This is a genomic window from Variovorax boronicumulans (assembly GCF_029892485.1).
Classification (GTDB): domain Bacteria; phylum Pseudomonadota; class Gammaproteobacteria; order Burkholderiales; family Burkholderiaceae_C; genus Variovorax; species Variovorax boronicumulans_B.
In genome coordinates, this window is record NZ_JARXVG010000012.1 from 205,411 (window position 1) to 226,985 (window position 21,575).

21 protein-coding genes are annotated in these 21,575 nt (G+C 64.9%); 8 read left to right on the top strand and 13 right to left on the bottom strand.

Annotated elements, in window-relative coordinates:
* Positions 1-8 precede the first annotated feature (8 nt).
* The 7 genes from M2282_RS25005 to M2282_RS25035 form a co-directional block, all read right to left on the bottom strand.
* Positions 9-788 carry an ABC transporter ATP-binding protein gene (locus M2282_RS25005; RefSeq protein WP_280811468.1) on the bottom strand — a complete coding sequence of 260 codons (780 nt, stop codon included), beginning with the start codon at positions 786-788 and terminating at the stop codon, positions 9-11.
* Between the two features lie 17 nt (positions 789-805).
* Positions 806-2,014 carry a branched-chain amino acid ABC transporter permease gene (locus M2282_RS25010; protein WP_280811469.1) on the bottom strand — a complete coding sequence of 403 codons (1,209 nt, stop codon included), beginning with the start codon at positions 2,012-2,014 and terminating at the stop codon, positions 806-808.
* A 10-nt stretch (positions 2,015-2,024) separates the two neighbouring features.
* Complete coding sequence (locus M2282_RS25015; RefSeq protein ID WP_206177644.1) at positions 2,025-2,954, bottom strand: branched-chain amino acid ABC transporter permease; 930 nt, start codon at positions 2,952-2,954, stop codon at positions 2,025-2,027.
* A gap of 241 nt (positions 2,955-3,195) precedes the next feature.
* On the bottom strand, positions 3,196-4,488 hold the full coding sequence (locus M2282_RS25020) for a replication-associated recombination protein A (protein ID WP_280811470.1): 1,293 nt from the start codon (positions 4,486-4,488) through the stop codon (positions 3,196-3,198).
* Between the two features lie 12 nt (positions 4,489-4,500).
* The gene (gene lolA, locus M2282_RS25025) at positions 4,501-5,133 is read right to left on the bottom strand and encodes an outer membrane lipoprotein chaperone LolA (RefSeq protein WP_280811471.1); all 633 of its coding nucleotides are present in this window, start codon (positions 5,131-5,133) and stop codon (positions 4,501-4,503) included.
* 181 nt (positions 5,134-5,314) lie between these two features.
* Entirely contained in the window at positions 5,315-7,735 is a 2,421-nt protein-coding gene (locus M2282_RS25030) for a DNA translocase FtsK (RefSeq protein ID WP_280811472.1), read from the bottom strand.
* Positions 7,736-7,829: 94 nt separating this feature from the next.
* Positions 7,830-8,504 carry a Crp/Fnr family transcriptional regulator gene (locus M2282_RS25035; protein ID WP_280811473.1) on the bottom strand — a complete coding sequence of 225 codons (675 nt, stop codon included), beginning with the start codon at positions 8,502-8,504 and terminating at the stop codon, positions 7,830-7,832.
* A 181-nt stretch (positions 8,505-8,685) separates the two neighbouring features.
* On the opposite strand from M2282_RS25035, the gene trxB reads away from it, so the two are divergent.
* The 3 genes from trxB (at position 8,686) to rpmG (ending at position 10,244) form a co-directional block, all read left to right on the top strand.
* Entirely contained in the window at positions 8,686-9,645 is a 960-nt protein-coding gene (gene trxB, locus M2282_RS25040; RefSeq protein ID WP_280811498.1) for a thioredoxin-disulfide reductase, read from the top strand.
* A 180-nt stretch (positions 9,646-9,825) separates the two neighbouring features.
* Positions 9,826-10,059, top strand: coding sequence for a 50S ribosomal protein L28 (gene rpmB / locus M2282_RS25045; protein WP_007830293.1), 234 nt, complete (start codon positions 9,826-9,828; stop codon positions 10,057-10,059).
* An 11-nt stretch (positions 10,060-10,070) separates the two neighbouring features.
* Positions 10,071-10,244, top strand: a complete 174-nt coding sequence (rpmG, locus tag M2282_RS25050; RefSeq protein WP_007830291.1) for a 50S ribosomal protein L33 — start codon at positions 10,071-10,073, stop codon at positions 10,242-10,244.
* Between the two features lie 145 nt (positions 10,245-10,389).
* Here the strand turns inward: rpmG and M2282_RS25055 are convergent, their stop codons facing one another.
* The 3 genes from M2282_RS25055 to M2282_RS25065 form a co-directional block, all read right to left on the bottom strand.
* Positions 10,390-11,604, bottom strand: a complete 1,215-nt coding sequence (locus M2282_RS25055; protein ID WP_280811475.1) for a DesA family fatty acid desaturase — start codon at positions 11,602-11,604, stop codon at positions 10,390-10,392.
* A 132-nt stretch (positions 11,605-11,736) separates the two neighbouring features.
* On the bottom strand, positions 11,737-13,008 hold the full coding sequence (locus M2282_RS25060) for an RsmB/NOP family class I SAM-dependent RNA methyltransferase (protein ID WP_280811476.1): 1,272 nt from the start codon (positions 13,006-13,008) through the stop codon (positions 11,737-11,739).
* A 28-nt stretch (positions 13,009-13,036) separates the two neighbouring features.
* Positions 13,037-14,890: a M48 family metalloprotease gene (locus M2282_RS25065; protein ID WP_280811477.1), complete on the bottom strand. Its 1,854-nt coding sequence runs from the start codon at positions 14,888-14,890 to the stop codon at positions 13,037-13,039.
* A 51-nt stretch (positions 14,891-14,941) separates the two neighbouring features.
* Between M2282_RS25065 and M2282_RS25070 the strand changes: the two genes are divergently transcribed.
* Entirely contained in the window at positions 14,942-15,175 is a 234-nt protein-coding gene (locus M2282_RS25070; protein ID WP_280811478.1) for a DUF1653 domain-containing protein, read from the top strand.
* Between the two features lie 20 nt (positions 15,176-15,195).
* On the opposite strand, the gene M2282_RS25075 is transcribed toward M2282_RS25070, so the two are convergent.
* Positions 15,196-15,597: an I78 family peptidase inhibitor gene (locus M2282_RS25075; protein WP_280811479.1), complete on the bottom strand. Its 402-nt coding sequence runs from the start codon at positions 15,595-15,597 to the stop codon at positions 15,196-15,198.
* Positions 15,564-16,160, bottom strand: a complete 597-nt coding sequence (gene purN / locus M2282_RS25080) for a phosphoribosylglycinamide formyltransferase (RefSeq protein WP_280811480.1) — start codon at positions 16,158-16,160, stop codon at positions 15,564-15,566. Before purN ends, M2282_RS25075 begins: the two co-directional genes overlap by 34 nt.
* Positions 16,161-16,290: 130 nt before the next feature.
* Between purN and M2282_RS25085 the strand changes: the two genes are divergently transcribed.
* The 4 genes from M2282_RS25085 (at position 16,291) to M2282_RS25100 (ending at position 20,844) form a co-directional block, all read left to right on the top strand.
* Positions 16,291-17,472: an acyl-CoA dehydrogenase family protein gene (locus M2282_RS25085; RefSeq protein ID WP_280811481.1), complete on the top strand. Its 1,182-nt coding sequence runs from the start codon at positions 16,291-16,293 to the stop codon at positions 17,470-17,472.
* 12 nt (positions 17,473-17,484) lie between these two features.
* On the top strand, positions 17,485-18,600 hold the full coding sequence (locus M2282_RS25090) for an acyl-CoA dehydrogenase family protein (protein WP_280811482.1): 1,116 nt from the start codon (positions 17,485-17,487) through the stop codon (positions 18,598-18,600).
* Positions 18,601-18,682: 82 nt separating this feature from the next.
* The gene (locus tag M2282_RS25095; RefSeq protein WP_280811483.1) at positions 18,683-20,044 is read left to right on the top strand and encodes an alpha/beta fold hydrolase; all 1,362 of its coding nucleotides are present in this window, start codon (positions 18,683-18,685) and stop codon (positions 20,042-20,044) included.
* 11 nt (positions 20,045-20,055) lie between these two features.
* The gene (locus M2282_RS25100; RefSeq protein ID WP_280811484.1) at positions 20,056-20,844 is read left to right on the top strand and encodes an enoyl-CoA hydratase; all 789 of its coding nucleotides are present in this window, start codon (positions 20,056-20,058) and stop codon (positions 20,842-20,844) included.
* A 5-nt stretch (positions 20,845-20,849) separates the two neighbouring features.
* Here the strand turns inward: M2282_RS25100 and M2282_RS25105 are convergent, their stop codons facing one another.
* Positions 20,850-21,410 (bottom strand): HNH endonuclease, encoded by a 561-nt coding sequence (locus M2282_RS25105; protein WP_013539832.1) that lies wholly within the window; start codon positions 21,408-21,410, stop codon positions 20,850-20,852.
* Between the last annotated feature and the right edge of the window lie 165 nt (positions 21,411-21,575).

Here is a 21,575-nt window from a genome sequence, read left to right on the forward strand (position 1 = left end):
TGCTCATTTCAATGGCCCCCCGTTCCGAGGTAAGCCTCGATCACTTTTTCGTTCTTCTGCACGTCGGCCGGCGTGCCCTCGGCAATCTGCTTGCCGTAGTCGAGCACGGTCACGCGATCGCACAGGCCCATGATGAGCTTGACGTCGTGCTCGATAATCAGGATCGTGCGGTCGTCCTTGCGGATGCGGTCGATCAGTTCGCGCAGCAGCACCTTTTCGGTCGAGTTCATGCCGGCGGCCGGCTCGTCGAGGGCAATGAGTTGCGGGTCGGTGGCCAGCGCGCGCGCGATTTCGAGGCGGCGCTGGTCGCCGTAGCTCAGCGTACGCGCCTTGTAGTCGGCGAACTTGCCGATGCCCACGTAGTCGAGCAGCTCGTGCGCGCGGTCGGCAATGGCTTTTTCCTCGGCCTTGAAGCTGCTGGTGCGCAGCATTGCGCCGAACACACCCGAATGGGTGCGGATGTGGCGCCCGACCATCACGTTCTCCAGCGCCGTCATTTCGGCGAAGAGGCGGATGTTCTGGAAGGTGCGCGCGATACCGGCCTTGGCCACTTCGTGCACCGCCGTTGGCTGGTAGGGCTTGCCGGCCAGCTCGAAGGTGCCGCTGTCGGGCGTGTAGAGCCCGGTGATCACGTTGAAGAAGGTGGTCTTGCCGGCGCCGTTCGGGCCGATCAGGCCGTAGACCTGTCCGCGCTTGATGGTGATGCCGACATCGGAGAGGGCCTGCAGCCCGCCGAAGCGCTTGGAGATGCCGCGAACGTCGAGGATGGTGTCTGTGGTGGTCGTCATGTCTTGTTCTCCTTGGCTCACGGATTGATCGACATGGGACGCTCGGCACCGCCAGGCAACTCATCGGCGGGCGAATCGATGCCCGGTGCGTGGGTCTGCAGCGAGCCAGGCGCGACGGCGGCATGGGTCGGGTCGACGGGAACGCCGCCCTTCTTCGTCAGCGTCTTGCCATGCTCGGGCGAGGGCCAGAGGCCGCGCGGCCGCACCAGCATGATGATGATCATCGCGAGCGCAATGAAGAGCTGGCGCAGGATGGACGCATCCAGGCGCCCGTCGGTCAGCGACTGCAGCGGGCCGGCCACGTAGCGCAGCACTTCGGGCAATGCCGCCAGCAGCACCGCGCCGAGGATGACGCCGGGCAGGTGCCCGATGCCGCCCAGCACCACCATGGCCACGATCATCACCGACTCCATCAGGCTGAAGGACTCGGGCGACACGAAGCCCTGGAAGGCCGCGAACATCGCGCCGGAGACGCCGCCGAAGCTCGCGCCCATGCCGAAGGCCAGCAGCTTCATGTTGCGGGTGTTGATGCCCATCGCCTTGGCGGCGATTTCGTCTTCACGGATGGCCATCCAGGCGCGGCCGATGCGCGAGACCTGCAGGCGGTGCGAAATGATGATGGTGGCGATCACCAAGGCCAGGAACAGGTAGTAGTACAGCGACACCGAGGAGATGGTGAAGCCGTCGAACTTCCAGGCCTTGCCGAGGTCCAGGCCCCAGAACTTGATCGAGTCGATCGCGGTGATGCCCTTGGGACCGTTGGTGATGTTCACCGGCTGGTCCAGGTTGTTCAGGAACACGCGGATGATTTCGCCGAAGCCGAGCGTGACGATCGCAAGGTAGTCGCCGCGCAGCTTGAGCGTGGGCGCGCCCAGCATCACGCCGAGCACGCCGGCCACCACGAGCGCAAGCGGAATCACGATGAGCAGCGAGGTATGCAGCCCGTTCGGGAACATGGCCTTGAACCACGGGAAGGTCTCGGTCAGGTGCGACGAGCCCATGAGCGCGAAGAGGTAGGCGCCCACCGCGAAGAAGGCGACGTAGCCCAGGTCGAGCAGGCCCGCGTAGCCCACCACGATGTTGAGGCCCAGGGCCAGCAGCACGTAGAGCAAGGCGATGTCGGCGATGCGCACCCAGGCGTTGCCCTGCATCTGCAGCAGCAGGGGCAGCGCAAGCACCGCGATGGCGCCGATGACGTAGAGAGCGAGGTTTTTGCTGTTCTTCATGTCTCGCTCCTTAGGCACGGTCTGCCACGCGTTCGCCGAGCAGGCCCGACGGTCGCAGGGTGAGCATGACGATCAGCACGATGAACGCGAAGATGTCGCTGTAGTTGCTGCCCAGCACGCCACCCGTGAGGGTGCCGATGTAGCCGGAGCCGATGGCCTCGATGAGACCCAGAAGGATGCCGCCGACCACTGCACCGGCGAGGTTGCCGATGCCGCCGAAGACCGCTGCGGTGAAGGCCTTCAGGCCGGGCAGGAAGCCCATCGCGTGTTGCGCGATGCCGTAGTTGGAGGCATACATCACACCGGCGATGGCCGCGAGCACGGCGCCGATGATGAAGGTGGCCGAGATGACCATGTCGGGTCGGATGCCCATGAGCGCGGCGACGCGCGGGTTCTCCGCGGTGGCGCGCATGGCGCGCCCGAGCTTGGTGTAGTTGACCAGCCACATCAGCACCACGAGCGAGAACGCGGTGACGGAGAGGATCATGACCTGCGTGGGCGAGATCACGGCGCCGCCCACGTGGATGGGGTCGGTCGGCAGCAGGTTGGGGTAGGCCTTGTTGGTCGGCTTCCAGATGATCATGGCCAGCGTCTGCAGCAGGATCGACATGCCGATGGCCGTGATGAGCGGCGCGAGCTTGGGGCTGTTGCGCAGCGGCCGGTAGGCCACTTTCTCGATCACGAAATTGAGCGTCGCCGCGACGATGCAGGCAATGATCAATGCAATGAGAAGGATCAGCCAGCCCGGCGTGTTGGGCATGCCGTCCTTCATGAGGCCGATGATGGTCCAGCTTGTGAGAGCCCCCACCATCAGCACTTCTCCGTGCGCAAAGTTGATGAGGTTGATGATGCCGTACACCATGGTGTAGCCCAAGGCTATCAAGGCATACATGCTGCCGAGAACCAGACCGTTGATGATCTGCTGCAGCAATATTTCCATAACGCGATTTCCTATGTGTTGCACCGTTGCGGGGTGCCATTCACCCACCGTGGCACCGGTTTGGCGCCCTTGGCTTGACAAGCAAAAAACCAGCCAACATGTGTCGCTGGCAGATTTGTGGGCGGGATTGTAAGCACGCGCCAGCGCTGATTCGGTGCGCAGCGACCGGGGTTTACCCGCTCACGCCATGCTGTATGGGCGTAAGTTCATGCGCGGCGTGCGCATGGCGTGCAGGCGAGTATCAGCCGCCCTTTTCAGCGTTCAGCCGGCGCAGTTCGCGCAGCTTTTCCGCGATGCGGATCTCCAGACCGCGCTCCACCGGCTCGTAGAAGACCTGGCCTTCCAGGCCTTCGGGAAGGTAGTTCTCGCCCGCGGCGAAGCCGCCCGCCTCGTCGTGCGCATAGCGGTAGCCTTTGCCGTAGTCGAGCTCCTTCATGAGCTTGGTGGGCGCATTGCGCAGGTGCATGGGCACCGGTCGCGTGCTGTCCTTCTTGATGAGGGCGCGCACCGCGTTGTAGGCCTTGTAGACCGCGTTCGACTTGGGCGCGATCGCGAGGTACACGACGCATTCGGCCAGCGCGAGTTCGCCCTCGGGCGTGCCCAGGCGCTCGTAGACCTCCGCCGCATCGAGCGCCAGGCGCAGCGCGCGCGGATCGGCCAGGCCGATGTCCTCGCTCGCCATGCGCACAAGGCGGCGCGCCATGTAGCGCGGGTCGGCACCGCCGTCGAGCATGCGCACGAACCAGTAGAGCGCCGCATCGGGATCGCTGCCGCGTACCGATTTGTGCAGCGCGCTGATGGTGTCGTAGAACTGCTCGCCGCCCTTGTCGTAGCGCCGCATGCGCTCGCCGAGCACGCGCAGCAGCCATTCGTCGCCGATGCTTTCGAGCTTCTCGGCGTGGGCCGCGACGGCCAGCGTCTCGAGCGTGTTGAGCAGGCGGCGCGCGTCGCCGTCGGCATAGGCCACAAGACGGTCGATGGCCGCGCCGTCGATGGCCGGGACCGCCTGGATCGACTGCGCCTTGGCGACGATCTGCTTGAGATCGCTCTCCGTGAGCGGCTGCAGCACGTACACCGCAGCCCGCGACAGCAAGGCCGAGTTGACCTCGAACGAGGGGTTTTCGGTGGTCGCGCCGATGAAGGTGAAAAGCCCCGACTCCACGTGCGGCAGGAAGGCGTCCTGCTGGCTCTTGTTGAAGCGGTGCACCTCGTCGACGAAGACGATGGTGCGCCGCTGCTCCAGGCCGTCGCGTGCGGCCGTGGCACGCTCGACGGCCTCGCGGATGTCCTTCACGCCGCCCAACACCGCGCTGATGCTCAGGAACTGTGCATCGAAGGCATCGGCCATCAGCCGCGCGATGGTGGTCTTGCCGGTGCCCGGTGGCCCCCAGAGGATGCAGGAATGCGGCTGCCCCGATTCGAAGGCGATGCGCAGCGACATGCCCGGGCCGAGCAGGTGCTGCTGGCCGATCACTTCGCCGAGCGTCTTCGGGCGAAGGCGCTCGGCAAGGGGTTGGTGGGAACTGGTGGCCAAACCTTGGGGTGGTTACTGCTTGACGACGTCGGCGCCGGGGGGCGCCTTGAAATCGAACGTGCTGGCCGACAGAGACGGATTCACTTCGACCTTGCTGAACTTGAGCACCGAGCGCTGGCCGAAGCTGTCGAGGATTTCGAGGGCTGCGAGGGCGTCGCCCTGGAAGCCGACCAGCACGCTTTGCAGTTGGCCATCCTTGTTCTTCGGGGTGGCCTTGATCCACTCGAGGCCGTCGCGTTCGGGCGCGGCTTCGAGCGTGAAATCAGCCTGCAGCGCGCGCAGATCGGGCGCTGCGGCAATCAGCGCCGCCGGCGTCGAGCCCAATGCCTGCGCCTGGGCCCGCTGCGTGACCTGGTTCAGGTCGGCGTCGTAGAGCCACAGCGTCTTGCCGTCGGCCACGATGCTCTGGGCAAAAGGCTTGCGGTAGTCGAACTTGAATTTGCCGGGACGCTGGAATTCGAAGGTGCCGGTCGAGGTCTTGACGCGGCCGGGCTGGCCTTCGCGCGAAGGCGCGGTCACAGTCTGGGTGAATTCGGCGCGGCCGGATTTGACCGTTTTCACAAAGGTCTCGAGGCTTTCAAGGCCTCCAGCCCAAGCATTGGCGGAGCAGAGAAGACCAATCAGTAACCAATGGCGGATTTTCAATTTGGATTCCTCGAAAAAGCTCGGAAAAGCTCGGAAAAGCTATTGCACAGAGCATCGACCCTAACTGCCGCGAATTGCGGCAGGTGTAGGTCTTCATGAAGATTTGCAATGCTCGCGAGCGCTTCTGCAAATTGCCTTTCAGCACGTAACCGGAATTGCGAGCCGCTGCCGTGCCAATCAATTATTCGGTGCGCGCCGGCACCAGGATTTCGCGCTGGCCGCTGCCGCTCATTGCGCTGACCAGGCCAGCCTTTTCCATGTCTTCGACAAGGCGCGCGGCGCGGTTGTAGCCGATCTTCAAATGGCGCTGCACCAGCGAGATGCTGGCCTTGCGGTTCTTGAGAACGACCTCGACCGCCTGGTCGTACATCGGGTCCTTCTCGGCATCGCCGCCGCCCAGCAGGTCGCCGTCTCCGTCCCCATCGACCGTGCCGCCTTCGAGCACGCCCTCGATGTAGTCGGGCTCGCCCTGGCTCTTGAGGTAGGCCACCACGCGGTGCACTTCCTCATCGCTCACGAAGGCGCCGTGCACGCGGATCGGCAGGCCGCTGCCGCTGGCCATGTAGAGCATGTCGCCCATGCCCAGCAGCGCCTCGGCGCCCATCTGGTCGAGGATGGTGCGGCTGTCGATCTTGGAGCCCACCGAGAACGCGATGCGCGTGGGAATGTTGGCCTTGATGAGGCCGGTGATCACGTCCACGCTGGGCCGCTGCGTGGCGAGGATCAGGTGGATGCCGGCGGCGCGCGCCTTCTGCGCGAGGCGGGCAATGAGCTCTTCGATCTTCTTGCCCACCACCATCATCAGGTCGGCCAGCTCGTCGATCACAACCACGATGTGCGGCTCGCGCTTGAGCGGCTCCGGATCGTCGGGCGTGAGGCTGAAGGGGTTGTAGATGAACTCCTCGCGCGCCTTGGCTTCGTCGATCTTGGTGTTATATCCGGCCAGATTGCGCACGCCGAGCTTGCTCATGAGCTTGTAGCGGCGCTCCATCTCGGCCACGCACCAGTTCAGGCCGTGCGCGGCCTGGCGCATGTCGGTGACCACGGGCGCCAGCAGATGCGGAATGCCTTCGTAGACAGACATTTCGAGCATCTTCGGGTCGATCATCAAGAGCCGCACATCGCGTGCCTCGGCCTTGTAGAGCAGCGACAGGATCATCGCGTTAATACCCACCGACTTGCCCGACCCGGTGGTACCGGCCACCAGCACGTGCGGCATCTTCGCGAGGTCGGCCACCACGGGGTTGCCGATGATGTCCTTGCCCAGGCCCATGGTGAGCATGGACTTGCCTTCGTTGTAGATCTGCGAGCCGAGGATTTCGCTGAGCTTGATCGACTGGCGCTTGGCGTTCGGCAGTTCGAGCGCCATGTAGTTCTTGCCCGGGATGGTCTCGACCACGCGGATCGACACCAGCGAGAGCGAACGCGCGAGGTCCTTGGCCAGGCCCAGGATCTGCGAGCCCTTGACGCCGGTGGCGGGCTCGATTTCGTAGCGCGTGATCACCGGGCCCGGCGAAGCAAGCACCACGCGCACTTCGACGCCGAAGTCCTTGAGCTTCTTCTCGATCATGCGCGAGGTCATCTCGAGCGTGTCGGCGGAGACGGTTTCCTGGCGCACCAGCGCCGCATCGAGCAGGTCGACCTGCGGCAGCTTGCTGTCGGGCAACTCCTTGAAGAGCGGCTTCTGGCGCTCCTTGACGACGCGATCGCTCTTGGGCACCTCGTTCATCGCGGGCTCGATCTGCACCGGCGGCGACGGCGGCCGGCGCTTGGGGCGCGGCTCGATGAGGATCTCTTCGTCGTCGGGGAAATCGGTCGTCATGGACGGCTCGCCGCCCTTGCTGCCCAAGTCGCCGCGCGTGAAAGAGGGCTCGTCGGCTTCGGCGCGCTCGCGGGCGGCTTGCTTGCCCATGGCGATGTCGGCGGCCATTTCGCGCTTTTCGCGGCGCGACTCGAAGAGCGAATAGGCCCGGGCACCGATGCGCTCGGCAATCAGGCTCCACGAGAAACGGAAGACCAGCGCCGAGCCGATCACGCCGCCGGCGATGGCGACCAGCGCCGAGCCGGTGAAGCCCATCCAGCGGACGCTGGCCGGTCCCACGAGATAACCCAGCGCACCGCCACCCGAACCCGGCAGATGCGATTCGAGCCGGTACAGGCGCGACCACTCGAGCATGGCGCTGGCGCACAGCAGCAGGACGAGGCCGAACCAGAACGCCAGGCGGCTGCGATTGAAGCGTCCGCGAGGAGGTTGCTCGGCCGGGGCGGCTTCGCCGCCACGCAGCCAGTCGGCCAGCGAAGAAAGCCAGGCGCGCAAACCCGCCGCTAGGCACCACCAGACAGAATAGCCGGCCGCGTAGTAGCTGCCATCGGCCAGCCAGGCGCCGATGCGGCCGCCCCAGTTCTTGACGTCGCCTCCGGTGCCCGAAGTCGACCAGGCGGCATCGGAAGGCGTGAAGCTCAGCATGGCGAGCAGCCAGAAGAGCAGTGCCGCAAATCCTGCGATCAGCGTGATCTCGTGGGCGAAGCGCATGGCGCGCACACGCACGGGTTGCCCATCGGCGGCAGAAGAAGATTGAAGCGTATTGAGCGAATAGGTCATGAAAAGCACGGCACCCGGCCCTGAAAATCGGGGGCCGGACGCCCGAACACTACAACAAAAGGCCGGAGCCGCCTGTGGCGCCCGGCCCGAAGGCTCAAGTGAGCGTCAGGAGCCGTTCCTTGACGATCATCGACCCGTCGTCGAGGGTCTGAACGAAACCGCGCTCTTCCAGGTCCTTCATCACGCGGCTCACCATCTCGCGCGAGGCGCCGACCATCTTTGCCAGGTCCTGGCGGGAAATCTTGTCGCGCACCTTGAGGTTGCCGGCGCCGTCATCCACGGCGAACTCGAGCAGCGAGCGCGCCACGCGGCCGTAGACATCCATCAGCGCCAGCGACTCGATCTTGCGGTCGGCGTGACGCAGGCGCTGCACCAGGCCGCGCATGATGTTGTAGGCCATCGAGGAGTTTTCGGGCAGGCAGCGTGCAAACGCATCGCGGCCCAGCATGAGGACGTCGCACTGGATCTCGGTGCGCACCGTGGCCGAATGCGGCTCGTCGTCGATCAGGCTCATTTCGCCGAGGTAGTCGCCGGGGTGCAGCGTCGCCAGGATGACCTCGCGGCCCCGGCTGTCGGCACTGGTCACGCGGGCGCGCCCGGTGAGGATGATGTAGAGCGCATCGGACTTCTTGCCCTGCTCCACGACGACTTCACCACGCTTGAAGCGCTTTTTGATGATCGCATCCGCAATGCTTGCGGACTGCGTGGCTGTCAACGACGCGAACAAAGGAACGCGCCGAAGCAATTCAAGGTTGGACAGCATCGACATTTATCAATCCCTGATACATCGCGCGGAGTTTGTCCAAAAGGCAAGCCAATGGATTACTACAATCGCGCGCATTGAAAACACCGTGCACCCGGTGTTGAACCGGGCGGTGATACTCCGCATATATCGCTACCACCCTGAAAATGTACACGCTGAAGCAGCGCATATCCTAGGTTTTCTACTCATGTCCGCTACCCAACACGCCAAGGTTTTGATTCTCGGCTCCGGCCCTGCCGGCTATACCGCAGCGGTCTACGCAGCCCGTGCAAACCTCCAGCCTTTGCTCATCACTGGCATTGCCCAGGGCGGGCAATTGATGACCACCACCGAAGTCGACAACTGGCCAGCCGACGTGCATGGCGTGCAGGGGCCGGAGCTGATGCAGCGTTTTCTCGAACACGCCGAACGCTTCAAGACGCAGATCGTTTTCGACCACATCAACAAGGTCGACCTGAGCAAGCGCCCCTTCACCCTGACCGGCGACAGTGGCACCTACACCTGCGATTCGCTGATCATTGCGACGGGCGCTTCTGCCAAATACCTGGGCCTTGATTCCGAAGAGAAGTTCATGGGCCGCGGCGTCTCCGCATGCGCAACCTGCGACGGCTTCTTCTATCGCGAGCAGGAGGTCTGCGTGATCGGCGGCGGCAACACGGCCGTCGAAGAAGCGCTGTACCTGGCCAACATCGCGAACAAGGTCACGCTGGTGCATCGCCGCGACAAATTCCGCGCTGAGCCGATCCTGATCGACAAGGTCAAGGAGAAGGTTGCCGAAGGCAAGATCGTGCTGAAGCTGCACAACGAACTCGACGAGGTGCTCGGCGACGGCACGGGCGTGACGGGCATCCGCATCAAGAACACGCAGACCGGCGAGACCGAGCAGATCGACCTCAAGGGCTGCTTCATTGCCATCGGGCACCACCCGAACACCGACATCTTCCAGGGCCAACTGGAAATGAAGGACAACTACATCCTGACCCGTTCCGGCCTGCAGGGCTTTGCAACGATGACCAGCATCCCCGGCGTCTTCGCCGCCGGCGATGTGCAGGACAACGTGTACCGCCAAGCCATTACCAGCGCCGGTACGGGTTGCATGGCCGCGCTGGATGCCCAGCGCTTCCTGGAGCAGGACGGCACGCTCTAAGCCGGCTGCGGCCCAAAAGGGCTATAATCCGAGGCTTTGCCGAAACAGGGCCCTCTCAGGGGGCGCCTGATATTCAGGCAAACCGGGGTACCGCCACCCGTTTCTGGCGAGGTCAAGCTGCAAAACACCTGCAATCATCACGATTGCGCCGGTGCCAGCTGTTCAAGAAAGAGTGTCCACATGGCACGCGTATGCGACGTAACGGGCAAAGGCCCGATGGTCGGAAACAACGTTTCCCACGCCAACAACAAAACCAAGCGCCGGTTCCTGCCGAACCTGCAATACCGCCGTTTCTGGGTCGAGACTGAAAACCGCTGGGTTCGCCTGCGCGTTTCGAGCGCTGCACTGCGCCTGATCGACAAGAACGGTATCGACGCCGTGCTCGCAGACCTGCGCGCACGCGGCCAAGCTTAAGGAGCTGAATCATGGCAACGAGCAAAGGCGGACGCGAAAAGATCAAGCTGGAATCCACCGCGGGTACCGGCCACTTCTACACGACCAGCAAGAACAAGAAGACGATGCCTGAAAAGATGTCGATCATGAAGTTCGACCCGAAGGCGCGCAAGCACGTCGAATACAAGGAAATCAAGCTGAAGTAATTCGGCCCTGGTTTCCCAACGAAAACCCGCTGCTTACCCAGCGGGTTTTTTGTTGCCCGGCGTTCTTGGAGCTCAGAAATCAGGCATAAAAAAACCGGCCATCTGGCCGGTTTTCCGGAAGCGAGGTGGACTCGCCTTGATTCGCTCAGGCGCGAGCCGCACGCAGACGCTTCGAGAACTCGCGCAAGCCGGCAATGCCACTGGCTTCTGCACGGTGGCACCAGGCCGCCAGATCGGCCGCCAGTTGCTCGCGCGACTGCGAAGTGTTCAGCCAGAGCTGGCGCAGTTCTTCGCGCATCGTCACCATCTTGTCCAGCACCGGGTGGGCGGCACGCGCCTGCACAAGATGCGTGCGGGCCGATGCAGGCACCTTGTCGTCGTCACGGTGCAGCCAGCGCTTGGCAGCCTTGAGCACCGAGATGTCGGCGCCCCTGGTCTTCAGCAGCGCCAGCTCTTCACTGGTTGCACGACGCATTTCACGGGCATAGCCGGCCATGACTTCGTAGCGGTTGGCAATGACGGCTTCGAGCGTCTTCTCGTTGGCCACAGGCTGGATGTCGCCCATCTGCATCTTCGGCGGCACCTTCTTGACCTTGGCCCAGCCGATGGCCTGCATCGCCTGGATGTAGAGCCAGCCGATGTCGAATTCGTACTTCTTGACCGAGAACTTGGCCGACGTCGGGTAGGTATGGTGGTTGTTGTGCAGCTCTTCGCCGCCGATGATCAGGCCCCAGGGCATGATGTTGCGGCTGGCATCGGGTGCCTCGAAGTTGCGGTAACCCCAGTAGTGGCCGATGCCGTTGATGATGCCAGCGGCGGTGATCGGAATCCAGAGCATCTGGACAGCCCACACGGCCATGCCCAGCGTGCCGAACAGCGCCAGGTTGATCACCAGCATCAGCCCCACGCCTTGCCAGCTGTAGCGCGAATACAGGTTGCGTTCGATCCAGTCATCGGGCGTGCCGTGGCCGTAGCGATCGATCGTGTCCTTGTTCTTCGACTCCTTGCGGTAGAGCTCCGCGCCGCGCCAGAACACTTCGTCGATGCCCTTGACCTGCGGACTGTGCGGGTCTTCCTGGGTTTCGCACTTGGCGTGGTGCTTGCGGTGAATGGCAACCCATTCCTTGGTCACCATGCCGGTGCCTAGCCACAGCCACAAGCGGAAGAAATGCGAAGGGATCGGACCCAGATCCATGGCCCGGTGCGTTTGCGTGCGGTGCAGGAAAATCGTGACCGCAGCAATCGTGATGTGTGTGGTGACAAGCGTGTACAGCACGACTTGCCACCATGCGATGTCCCACAAGCCGTGTCCGAGCCATTGGATGGCCGCGTTGAAAACGACCGAGTCAGGAAGCAACATTGAGTCAGGTACTCCATAGCCACACGAAGGTGCAGCCTTAAGCTAACCGGCGATTTTAAGGCGACAGGGTCAAAACGAGGCCGTTTACCCTTCAAGAAAAGCGCTGATTAACCCTACTTTGGAGTCCGGCCTCTATTTGCGGTTCCACACCGCCGCAAAGAAACCATCTGTCGAATGACGGTGCGGCCACAGGCGTAAATAGCGCTTGCCGTCTGTCCCACCGGCGCAAAGCGCCTCGAACCCCTCCACTTTGAGACCTTGCAGCAGTTCCGCAGCGTCCTGGGGCTCGAAATCGGGGTTGGCGGCACCGAAAGCCTCGGCAATGGCCTCGTTTTCTTCCGGCAGCACGCTGCAGGTGGCGTAAACCAGCCGGCCGCCCGATTTCACGAGCCTGGCCGCACTTTGCAGGATCGCGGCCTGCTTGACCGTCAACTCCTCCACCGATTTGGGCGACTGCCGCCACTTCAGGTCCGGATTGCGCCGCAGCGTTCCGAGCCCCGAGCAGGGCGCGTCGACCAGCACCCGGTCGATCTTGCCCGCGAGCCGCTTGATACGGTCGTCCCGCTCATGCGCAATCGCGGCCGGATGAACGTTCGACAGCTTGCTGCGCGCCAGCCGTGGCTTGAGCGCGTCGAGCCGGTGTGCCGAGGTGTCGAAGGCGTAAAGACGACCGGTATTCCGCATCGTGGCGCCGATGGCCAGGGTCTTGCCACCCGCGCCGGCACAGAAATCGACCACCATCTCGCCGCGCTTGGCGTCCAGCAGCAGCGCGAGCAGTTGGGAGCCCTCGTCCTGCACCTCGACGGCGCCGCGGGCGAACGCGTCCAGCTTGGTCAACGCCGGCTTGCCTTCGATGCGCAAGCCCCAGGGCGAGAACGGCGTCACTTCAGATTTGATAGCAGCTTTCGCAAGCTCCGCCTTCACCTCCGCCCGCTTGTCGGTCAGCGCATTGACACGCAGATCGAGCGGCGCGGGCTGCTGCAGGCTTTCGACCAGCGGCCAGAATCCGTCGCCGAGTTGCGCCTTGAGCGGCGCGACCAGCCATTCCGGCAGATTGTGGCGATGGCGCTCCAGCAGGTCGTCCGGCTTCACGGCATCGCAGTTGTCGAGCCAGCGCTTCTCGGTGTCGTTGAGCGCGCTCTTCAGGAAGTCGCGGGGACCGTGGAAGCCGAGGATCGCCATGCGGCGCTCCTTCGACCCGCTGCCCGAAGGCGAGAGATGGTCGAACAAAAGCTTCTTGCGCAGGACGGTGTAGACGGTCTCGGCCAGCGTGGCGCGCTCGCGCGGGCCGAACTCGCGGTGGTCGCGAAAGAAGCGGGAAACGACCTGGTCGGCCGGGTGATCGAATTTCAGGACAAGGCCCACCAGATCGGCGGTGGCCTCCAACAGGGCTTTGGGGTGCATCCCCCGATTGTCTCAGGCGCCCGCCGGGCTAGGCCTCGCGCGTCCAGACCGCCCCGAAAGCATGCTGCTCTATATCCGCCAGCGTCGGCGAATGGCCGGCCCACAGCACCAGCGTCGCGCCCGGCAGGGTCAGCGTCTGCTCAAGCTGGCGGCACAGCTGCCAGCGGTCGTCGTCGTCGAGCGCCGGCAGTTCGACGAACACGATGTAGGCTCGCCGCCACGGGAATTCGCGCAGGTTCTTGCGCACCAGCCAGGCCCGCGACATGGGGAGGCAGCGAACAAAATCCGCCCTCAACTCGCCCAGTTCATGGTCGTTCAGGTCATGCTGCCCGATCTGGCTGAAGACCGGCGTCCCGGTGATTTCCTCCCAAGCGCGCGCCTCGGCCTCCTCCGCCTCCTTGAGGCGGCCGCGCCACAGCTTCAGCGCCTCCTCGTCGTGCGCCCCGGCATAGGCGTCTTCCAGCGAAGAAACGGCACTCCTGGCGGCCCACCAGCGGCTGGCGGCCCCGGACTGATGCAGCCGCTCGAGCACCGCGAGCCGGGCGGCGCGGTCGTTCTCGGGCAGCATCTGGACCAAGCCCCGCAGCGCACCAGGATGCTCCGGCGCGATGCAGAGCGCGCTTTCGTAGCGCAGACGCACCGGCGCGGCCGGATCGAGCCGGCGCTCCGAATCGGCCCACTCCACCATCTCGTCGGGCGTGTTGCGCTCGCCACGCGCGGCGAGTACCGCGATGCGCTCGCGGATGCGCGAGCGGTGCGCATGGTGCTGCTTCCAGTCGCCGGCGTGGGCGCGGCGCCACTGGTTGTCGAAATGGCCGATCCACGCCGCGCTGTCGGCCAGCAGGTCGAGCGCCGGCCGCTCCGACCAGGGCGGCACAGCCGCCTTCTGGCCCAGCGCCTCCAGCCGGTCGCGCAGCACCGGATGGGTGTCGTCAAGGTCGCTCACCCGGCGCATCGCCTCGCGCAGCGCCTGGCGGGCGAAATCGTCGCTCGGCGGCAATTGGGCGAGCTTGCGCAGGGCTGCGAACGGCCCGGGGGGTTGCGGCTCCAGTTCGGCGCGCGCCCAGTGCGAGGGCCAGAACTCGTTGGCATACCAGTCGCCCTTGATCGCGATCTCGGTCAGCGCGGCCGCAGCCACCGTCGTGCCGAGCAGCCGGCCCGAAATGCGGTCGGCCTCGTATTCGTCCTGCCGGGCCAGCGCGAAGGTCCTGGCCGCGAAGCGCGGGAAGTACCAGCGAAAGAAGGCCTGCGAGAACAGCGCCATCACGCCTTCGTCGCGCTGCAGGCTCGCGTCCAGCTTCAGCCAGGACAGCCGCGTGCGGTAGATCCAGGCGCTCAACTTGCCGTGATTGCCGCGCAGATGGCCGTACTCGTGCGCCAGCACCGACAGCAGCCGCTGCCGGTCCAGCATCATCAGGAGCGGCAGGCCGATGTTGAGGGAATTGACCGCGCCGCCGAACAGGCCGAAGCGCGGCACCTGGCGGATGCTGGCGTTGAAGTCGTCGTCGAGGTAGACGCGGTGGACCGGCGGACCCTTGATCTTTCCGCGGATGCGGTCCAGTGCCTCGAAGAGCGCCGGCGCGTCGGTGCGGGACAGCTCCTTGCCCTCCGGCTCGTCGAAGCGCACCCAGAGTGCGCGCACCGTGGCCCAGAGCAGCCCCAGCGCAAAGACCAGCAGCCAGCCGCGCGACACGCTGAAGCGTTCGCGCCCCAGCGATGAAACCACCCAGGCGATGATGCCCACCGAGAGTCCGAGGCAGCCGAGCACCCAGAGGTAGCCTAGCGCGGCAAACGCCGCGACGCCGCGCCGGTAGCGCGCGCTGTTCTCGGCACTGGCATGCTCGCTCAGTCGAACCAGGTGAACAAAATCCGCGCGATCCATTCGACTCCCGTCAAATCAAGCACCGACCGTTTTTGAAGAAAGAAGCTCCCGTTGAACGATGACGACCTGCCACCCCTGATCGAAACGCCTCCAGGCCGCTACCGCCACTACAAGGGCGGCGAATACGAAGTCCTGGGCACCGTGCGCCACAGCGAAACCCTGGAGCCCATGACGCTGTACCGCGCGCTTTACGGGGCCCAAGGCCTCTGGGTCCGCCCCGCCGCGATGTTCGGCGAAACGATCGAGATCGACGGCGCGATGCGGCGCAGGTTCACGCCGATCTAGCCGGGCCGGCGGGGCACGGGTCAACCGCAGCCGACATCGGTCACACGGTTGCGTGCATCGACATGAAGGTTGAGCCGCGCGCCGTTGAGTTCCATCGTGACGGCCTCGCCCGGCTTGCGCAGACGGACGGTCCCCGCACCGGACCGGACCCGGGCCGCGGCTTCGAGCTGCGGCGTCAGCGGCTGCCCGACGGCAAACCTGGCGCCGTCCGCATTGCATTGGTAGACAGGCTCCGACCGCGCGGTGCTCGCTGGAGCCTGGGCAGGCGCAGATGCCGGTGCCGACGCCGCACAGCCCGCCACGAGGGCGGCTCCAGCGACGGTCAGCAGCAGGGATAGGGTTTTCTTCCTCACTTCGTACTCCCGAAAACCCGCCAATATAAACAAAATTAACGAATGTGACTTGATGTATCTGACAGCCATCCGGCAATGGCGCGTGGATACAACTGATGTTCCTGCGCCAGCACCCTGCCCGCCAGCGTGGCGGCGGTGTCGTCGGGCAGCACGGGCACCACCGCCTGCGCGAGGATCGGCCCGTGGTCGAGTTCGGTGGTCACCTGGTGCACGGTCACGCCGGCCACCTTGCAACCTGCATCGATGGCACGCTGGTGGGTATGAAGCCCCGGAAAAGCCGGCAGCAGCGAGGGATGGATGTTCACCAGCCGGCCCGCATAGCGCTCCACGAAGCCCGGCGTCAGGATGCGCATGAACCCCGCCAGCACCACCAGCGCCGGCGAATAGGCGTCGACGACTTTCGCCAGCGCCTCGTCGAAGGCCTCGCGCGTCGGAAACTCCCTGTGCGGAACGACTTCGGTGGCAATGCCGTGCGACCTGGCAAGTTCAAGCCCGCCGGCTTCCGCCTTGTTGCTCACGACAGCCGCGATGCGCGCGCCAAAGCGCTCGGCCCAGCGGTCGCGCTCGGCGGCACGCACGATGGCGGCCATGTTGGAGCCGCCGCCGGAAATCAGGATCACGATGTTCTTCATGGGAGGGCGGGATTATCCGTGGACGGCTTGTCGCCGCGCGGACACCGGATCGCAGCACGACCGTGCTAAAACTCGGCGTTCCGGAGACACACCGCGTCTGCGGTGAACCGATCAACACAGCGAGGCACGCATGGATTTGAGCTTCACACCCGAAGAACAGAAGTTCCGCGAAGAGATTCGCGCATGGGTCAAGGAAAACCTCCCCCAGGAGATTTCGCACAAGGTGCACAACGCGCTCGAACTCACGCGCGACGACCTGCAGAGCTGGGCCAAGATCCTGGGCAAGAAGGGCTGGCTGGGCTACGGATGGCCCACCGAATTCGGCGGCCCGGGCTGGACAGCCATCCAGCGCCACCTCTTCGAGGAAGAAACCGCCCTCGCCGGCGCGCCCCGCATCATTCCCTTCGGCCCCGTGATGGTCGCCCCGGTGATCATGGCCTTCGGCAACGCAGAGCAGCAAAAGCGCTTTCTCCCCGGCATCGCCAGCGGCGAAGTCTGGTGGAGCCAGGGCTACAGTGAACCGGGCTCGGGCTCCGACCTGGCTTCCGTCAAGACCAAGGCCGAGCGCAAGGGCGACAAGTACATCGTCAACGGTCAGAAGACCTGGACCACGCTCGGCCAATATGGCGACTGGATGTTCAACCTCGTGCGCACCAGCAACGAAGGCAAGCCGCAGACCGGCATCAGCTTCCTGCTGCTCGACATGAAATCGCCCGGCGTCACCGTGCGCCCGATCAAGCTGCTCGATGGCGGCCATGAAGTGAATGAAGTGTTCTTCGACAACGTCGAAGTGCCCGCCGAGAACCTCATCGGCGAAGAGAACAAGGGCTGGACCTACGCCAAGCACCTGCTCTCGCACGAACGCACCAACATCGCCGACGTGAACCGCGCCAAGCGCGAGCTCGAGCGCCTCAAGCGCATCGCCAGGAGCGAAGGCGTCTACGACGACCAGCGCTTCCGCGACGAGATCGCCAAGCTCGAAGTCGACATCGTCGCCCTCGAAATGATGGTGCTGCGCGTGCTCTCGGCCGCCACCTCGGGCAAGAACTCGCTGGACGTCGCGGGCCTGCTCAAGATCCGCGGCAGCGAGATCCAGCAGCGCTACAGCGAACTGATGATGCTGGCCGGCGGCCCCTACTCGCTGCCGCTGATCCGCGAAGCCATGGAAGCCGGCTGGCAGGGCAACTTCCCGGGCGGCAACCCGGCGCTCGCGCCGCTGACATCGACCTTCTTCAACATGCGCAAGACCACCATCTATGGCGGTTCGAACGAAGTACAGCGCAACATCGTCGCCCAGACGGTGCTGGGCTGAGGAGACAAGAACATGGATTTCAATTTCACCGACGACCAGGAACAGCTGCGCGACGCCGTTCGCAAGTGGGTCGACAAGGGCTATGACTTCGAGCGCCGCCGCGGCATCGAGGCCAAGGGCGGCTTCTCGCGCGAGGCGTGGGACGAACTGGCCGAACTCGGCCTGGGCGGCCTCTACATCGCCGAAGACGACGGCGGCCTGGGCATGGGCCCGGTGGCCGGCATGGTCGTGATGGAAGAACTGGGCCGCGGCATCGTGCTGGAGCCCTTCGCGCAGACGCTGATCGCCGGCGCCGTGCTCAGTGGCTATGCCGACGCAGGCACCAAGGACAACTGGCTGCCGCGCATTGCGGGCGGCCAGGCCATCGTGGTACTGGCCTACCAGGAGCGTAAGGCGCGGTATCGCCTGGACGTGTGCGACGCCCATGCCGCGAAGTCCGGCGACGGCTATTCCCTGACCGGCGCCAAGAGCGTGGTGCCCGTGGGCGACGAAGCCGATGCGTACCTCGTTCCGGCCAAGGTCGACGGCAAGATCGCCCTCTTCCTGGTCGAGCGCAGCGCCAGCGGCGTGGAAGCCCGCGGCTACGGCACGCAGGACGGCGGCCGCGCGGCCGAGGTCGTGTTCGACAAGGCCGATGCCACGCTGGTCACGGCCGATGGCCTGGCCGCGCTGGAATACGCGGTCGACGTCGGCATTGCCGCCACCTGCGCCGAAGCCGTCGGCGTGATGGACAAGACCGTCGCCCTCACCGTCGACTACATGAACCAGCGCAAGCAATTCGGCGTGACCATCTCTACCTTTCAGGCGCTGCGTCACCGCGTCGCCGACATGAAGATGCAGCTGGAACTCGCACGCTCGATGAGCTACTACGCGACGCTCAAGCTCAACGCCCCGGCCGAGGAACGACGCCAGGCGCTGGCGCGCGCCAAGTACCAGCTGGGCACGTCGATGCGCTACGTGGCCGCGAACTCGGTGCAGCTGCATGGCGGCATCGGGGTGACTGACGAATACATCGGCAGCCATTACTTCCGCAAGCTCACGCAGCTGGAGCTGACCTTCGGCGACACCTTGCACCACCTGGGCGAAGTGTCGGCCCGGATGCAGGACACCGCCGGCGTCTTCGCCTGACAGTCTTTTTCTCATAGCATCCAACGCCCGCCCGCCTCGCGCCGGTGGGCGTTTTCACTTGGAACCCAGCCAGGAACGAAACATGCAATCACGCCGCACCATCCTTGCCATGGCCATTTCAGGGCTCGCATCCACCGCCATGCTGACCGCCTGCGCTACAGCCCCAACGCCCTCCTACACCGAACGACCGCCGATCGTCTTCATGCACGGCAACGGCGATTCGGCGGCGCTGTGGCAGACCACGATCTGGCGCTTCGAGTCGAACGGCTGGCCGCGCGACCGGCTCTTTGCGGTCGACCAGCCGAACCCGGTGGCCCGCGACGACGATGCCGTGGCCCAGCCCGGTCGCAGTTCCACGACCGACTCGGCCGTCTTCCTGAAGGCCGAGGTCGACAAGGTGCTCAAAGCCACGGGCGCGAGCAAGGTGGTGCTGATCGGCAACTCGCGCGGCGGCAACACCATCCGCAACTACGTGCAGAACGGCGGCGGCGCGGCCGTGGTGAGCCATGTGGTGCTGGGCGGCAATCCGGCGCACGGCATCTGGGCGGTGAAAGGCTTCCGCGAGAACAACGAGTTCTCGGGCCTCTCGGGCTTCATGCAGCAACTCAATACGCCCAAGGGTGCGAACGGCGACGAGGTCACGCCCGGCGTGAAGTGGCTCACGCTGCGCTCGGACAACAACGACAAGTACGCGCAGCCCGACGGCGTCTGGATCGGCGCACCCGGGAAGCCGACGAACATCGGCCCCGACGGGCCGGCGCTCAAGGGCGCGACGAACGTCGTGCTGCCGCGCGTCGATCACCGCGAGACCTCGTTCTCGCCCGCCGCGTTTGCCGCGACATGGCAGTTCCTGACCGGCGCGGCGCCGCGCAGCACGGCAGTGGCGGCCGAAGCGAACGTGGTGCTCGACGGCCGCGCGATCGGTGCGGAAAACCTTTCGCTGAACGGCGGACAACTGCGCATCTACGCCGTCGATCCAACCACGGGCGTGCGGCGCGGCGATGCGGTGCACAGCAAGAACATCGGTGCCGATGGCCGATGGGGTCCGTTCAATGCACGCGGCGACACGGCGTACGAGTTCGTGCTGAGTGCGAGCGGCTACGGCACCACGCACATCTACCGCAGCCCGTTCCCGCGCAGCAGCAGCGTCGTGCACCTGCGCCCAGAGCGGCTCACCCCGGCCGATGGCAGTGCCAACGTGGTCGTGGTGTTCACACGTCCGCGCGGGTACTTCGATGCAGAGCGCGACACCATGCGCTTCGACGGCCAAAGCCCGCCGGCTGGCGTGCCACCAAAGGGCTCGGGCGTATCGAGCTCCAGGTTGCGCATCGCCGCGAGCGAACCGCAGCGCGCGGTCACCGGGGAGTTCAACGGCGAGCGCATCACCGGACTGACATGGCCGGCGGTGAAGGAGCATGTGACCGTGCTCGAACTGACCTATTGAGGATCGCCGGCATGAACGACACGGCCTCCCCTTTCGTGCGGACGGCGCGAGATGCGCGCGGCGTGGTCACGCTGACGCTGACCCGCCCGGCTTCCTGCAACGCCCTGTCGGAGGGCATGCTCGGTGCGCTGGAGGAGGCGCTCGGCGACATCGCCGCCGACGAGACCGTTCGCGCAGTCGTCATCGCGGCCGAGGGCAAGGCTTTCTGCGCGGGGCATGACCTCAAGGAAATGCGCGCGGAACCGTCGCTCGGCTACTACCAGCAGCTCTTCGAGCGCTGCGGCGCGATGATGCTGTCGATCCAGCGGCTGCCCGTGCCGGTGATCGCTCGCGTGCACGGCATCGCGACCGCCGCAGGCTGCCAGCTGGTCGCGGTGTGCGACCTGGCCGTGGCGTCGAGCGAGGCGCGCTTTGCGGTCAGCGGCGTCAATGTGGGGCTGTTCTGTGCCACCCCGAGCGTCACGCTGTCGCGCAACCTCGGCCGCAAGGAAGCCTTCGAGATGCTGGTGACCGGCGAATTCATCAGCGCGCAGGAAGCGCGCGAGAAGGGGCTGGTCAACCGGGTGGCGGCGCCGGCCGAACTCGACGCCACGGTCGAAGCGCTGGTCGCCAGCATCGTTGCCAAGCCCCGCACGGCGCTGGCGCTCGGCAAGGCACTCTTCTATCGTCAGCTGGAAACCGGCATCGAAGCCGCGCTGGCCGACGCCAGCCAGACCATGGCCTGCAACATGATGGACGAGAGCGCGCTCGAAGGCGTTCAGGCCTTCATCGAAAAGCGGCTGCCGGACTGGAAGCGCTGAAGAAGCTAGGTGTCGTGCAGCCGCGAGCTCTGCGGCAGGTGCGCCATCAGGAATTCCATCTGGTCCGCCAGGATGCGGCGGTTTCGCAGAATGAAATCTTCCCAGAGGCTGGGCACGTAGGGCGCATACAAGAGCGGCATGTTTGCCTGCTCGGGCGTTCGGCTGCTCTTGCGGTGGTTGCACGGCTTGCAGGCCGTGACCACGTTCATCCAGGTGTCGATGCCCTTCTGGGCGAAGGGAATGATGTGCTCGCGCGTGAGCTCGTCTTCGTGGAAATGCCCGCCGCAATAGGCGCAAACATTGCGGTCTCGCGAGAACAGCTTGCTGTTGGTGAGCCCCGGACGCTGGGTGAAGGGATTGATGCGCGGCACGCCCTTGGTGCCGATGATGCTGTTGATCGCAATCTGCGACTGCTCGCCCGTGACGGCGTTGTGCCCGCCGCGAAACACCGCCACCTGCGCGCCCACTTCCCAGCGAACTTCGTCCGCCGCGTAGTGAATCACCGCCTGTTCGAGCGATATCCATGACTGGGGCAGCCCTTGGGCCGACAGCTTCAAGACCTTCACACACGCCTCCTCAAGAAAGTGAGAGAACACGGAAAGACCAGGGACACGGAGTGCATCGGAGACCCACGCCAGGCAACGCACTGCGTCACAATATACCGGCTTTGTGACAAAACGGCCTGATTCGCCCATTCGACGGGCGCAAGGCGCTATCAAAAAGATACTCAC

What these genes read in the sequence shown, in the direction of transcription:
- M2282_RS25005 (WP_280811468.1), bottom strand. Translation starts at nt 788, where the DNA reads ATGACGACCACCACAGACACCATCCTCGACGTTCGCGGCATCTCCAAG.
- M2282_RS25010 (WP_280811469.1), bottom strand. Translation starts at nt 2,014, where the DNA reads ATGAAGAACAGCAAAAACCTCGCTCTCTACGTCATCGGCGCCATCGCG.
- M2282_RS25015 (WP_206177644.1), bottom strand. Translation starts at nt 2,954, where the DNA reads ATGGAAATATTGCTGCAGCAGATCATCAACGGTCTGGTTCTCGGCAGC.
- M2282_RS25030 (WP_280811472.1), bottom strand. Translation starts at nt 7,735, where the DNA reads ATGACCTATTCGCTCAATACGCTTCAATCTTCTTCTGCCGCCGATGGG.
- M2282_RS25035 (WP_280811473.1), bottom strand. Translation starts at nt 8,504, where the DNA reads ATGTCGATGCTGTCCAACCTTGAATTGCTTCGGCGCGTTCCTTTGTTC.
- trxB (WP_280811498.1), top strand. Translation starts at nt 8,686, where the DNA reads ATGTCCGCTACCCAACACGCCAAGGTTTTGATTCTCGGCTCCGGCCCT.
- rpmB (WP_007830293.1), top strand. Translation starts at nt 9,826, where the DNA reads ATGGCACGCGTATGCGACGTAACGGGCAAAGGCCCGATGGTCGGAAAC.
- rpmG (WP_007830291.1), top strand. Translation starts at nt 10,071, where the DNA reads ATGGCAACGAGCAAAGGCGGACGCGAAAAGATCAAGCTGGAATCCACC.
- M2282_RS25055 (WP_280811475.1), bottom strand. Translation starts at nt 11,604, where the DNA reads ATGTTGCTTCCTGACTCGGTCGTTTTCAACGCGGCCATCCAATGGCTC.
- M2282_RS25060 (WP_280811476.1), bottom strand. Translation starts at nt 13,008, where the DNA reads ATGCACCCCAAAGCCCTGTTGGAGGCCACCGCCGATCTGGTGGGCCTT.
- M2282_RS25065 (WP_280811477.1), bottom strand. Translation starts at nt 14,890, where the DNA reads ATGGATCGCGCGGATTTTGTTCACCTGGTTCGACTGAGCGAGCATGCC.
- M2282_RS25075 (WP_280811479.1), bottom strand. Translation starts at nt 15,597, where the DNA reads ATGGCTGTCAGATACATCAAGTCACATTCGTTAATTTTGTTTATATTG.
- purN (WP_280811480.1), bottom strand. Translation starts at nt 16,160, where the DNA reads ATGAAGAACATCGTGATCCTGATTTCCGGCGGCGGCTCCAACATGGCC.
- M2282_RS25085 (WP_280811481.1), top strand. Translation starts at nt 16,291, where the DNA reads ATGGATTTGAGCTTCACACCCGAAGAACAGAAGTTCCGCGAAGAGATT.
- M2282_RS25090 (WP_280811482.1), top strand. Translation starts at nt 17,485, where the DNA reads ATGGATTTCAATTTCACCGACGACCAGGAACAGCTGCGCGACGCCGTT.
- M2282_RS25095 (WP_280811483.1), top strand. Translation starts at nt 18,683, where the DNA reads ATGCAATCACGCCGCACCATCCTTGCCATGGCCATTTCAGGGCTCGCA.
- M2282_RS25100 (WP_280811484.1), top strand. Translation starts at nt 20,056, where the DNA reads ATGAACGACACGGCCTCCCCTTTCGTGCGGACGGCGCGAGATGCGCGC.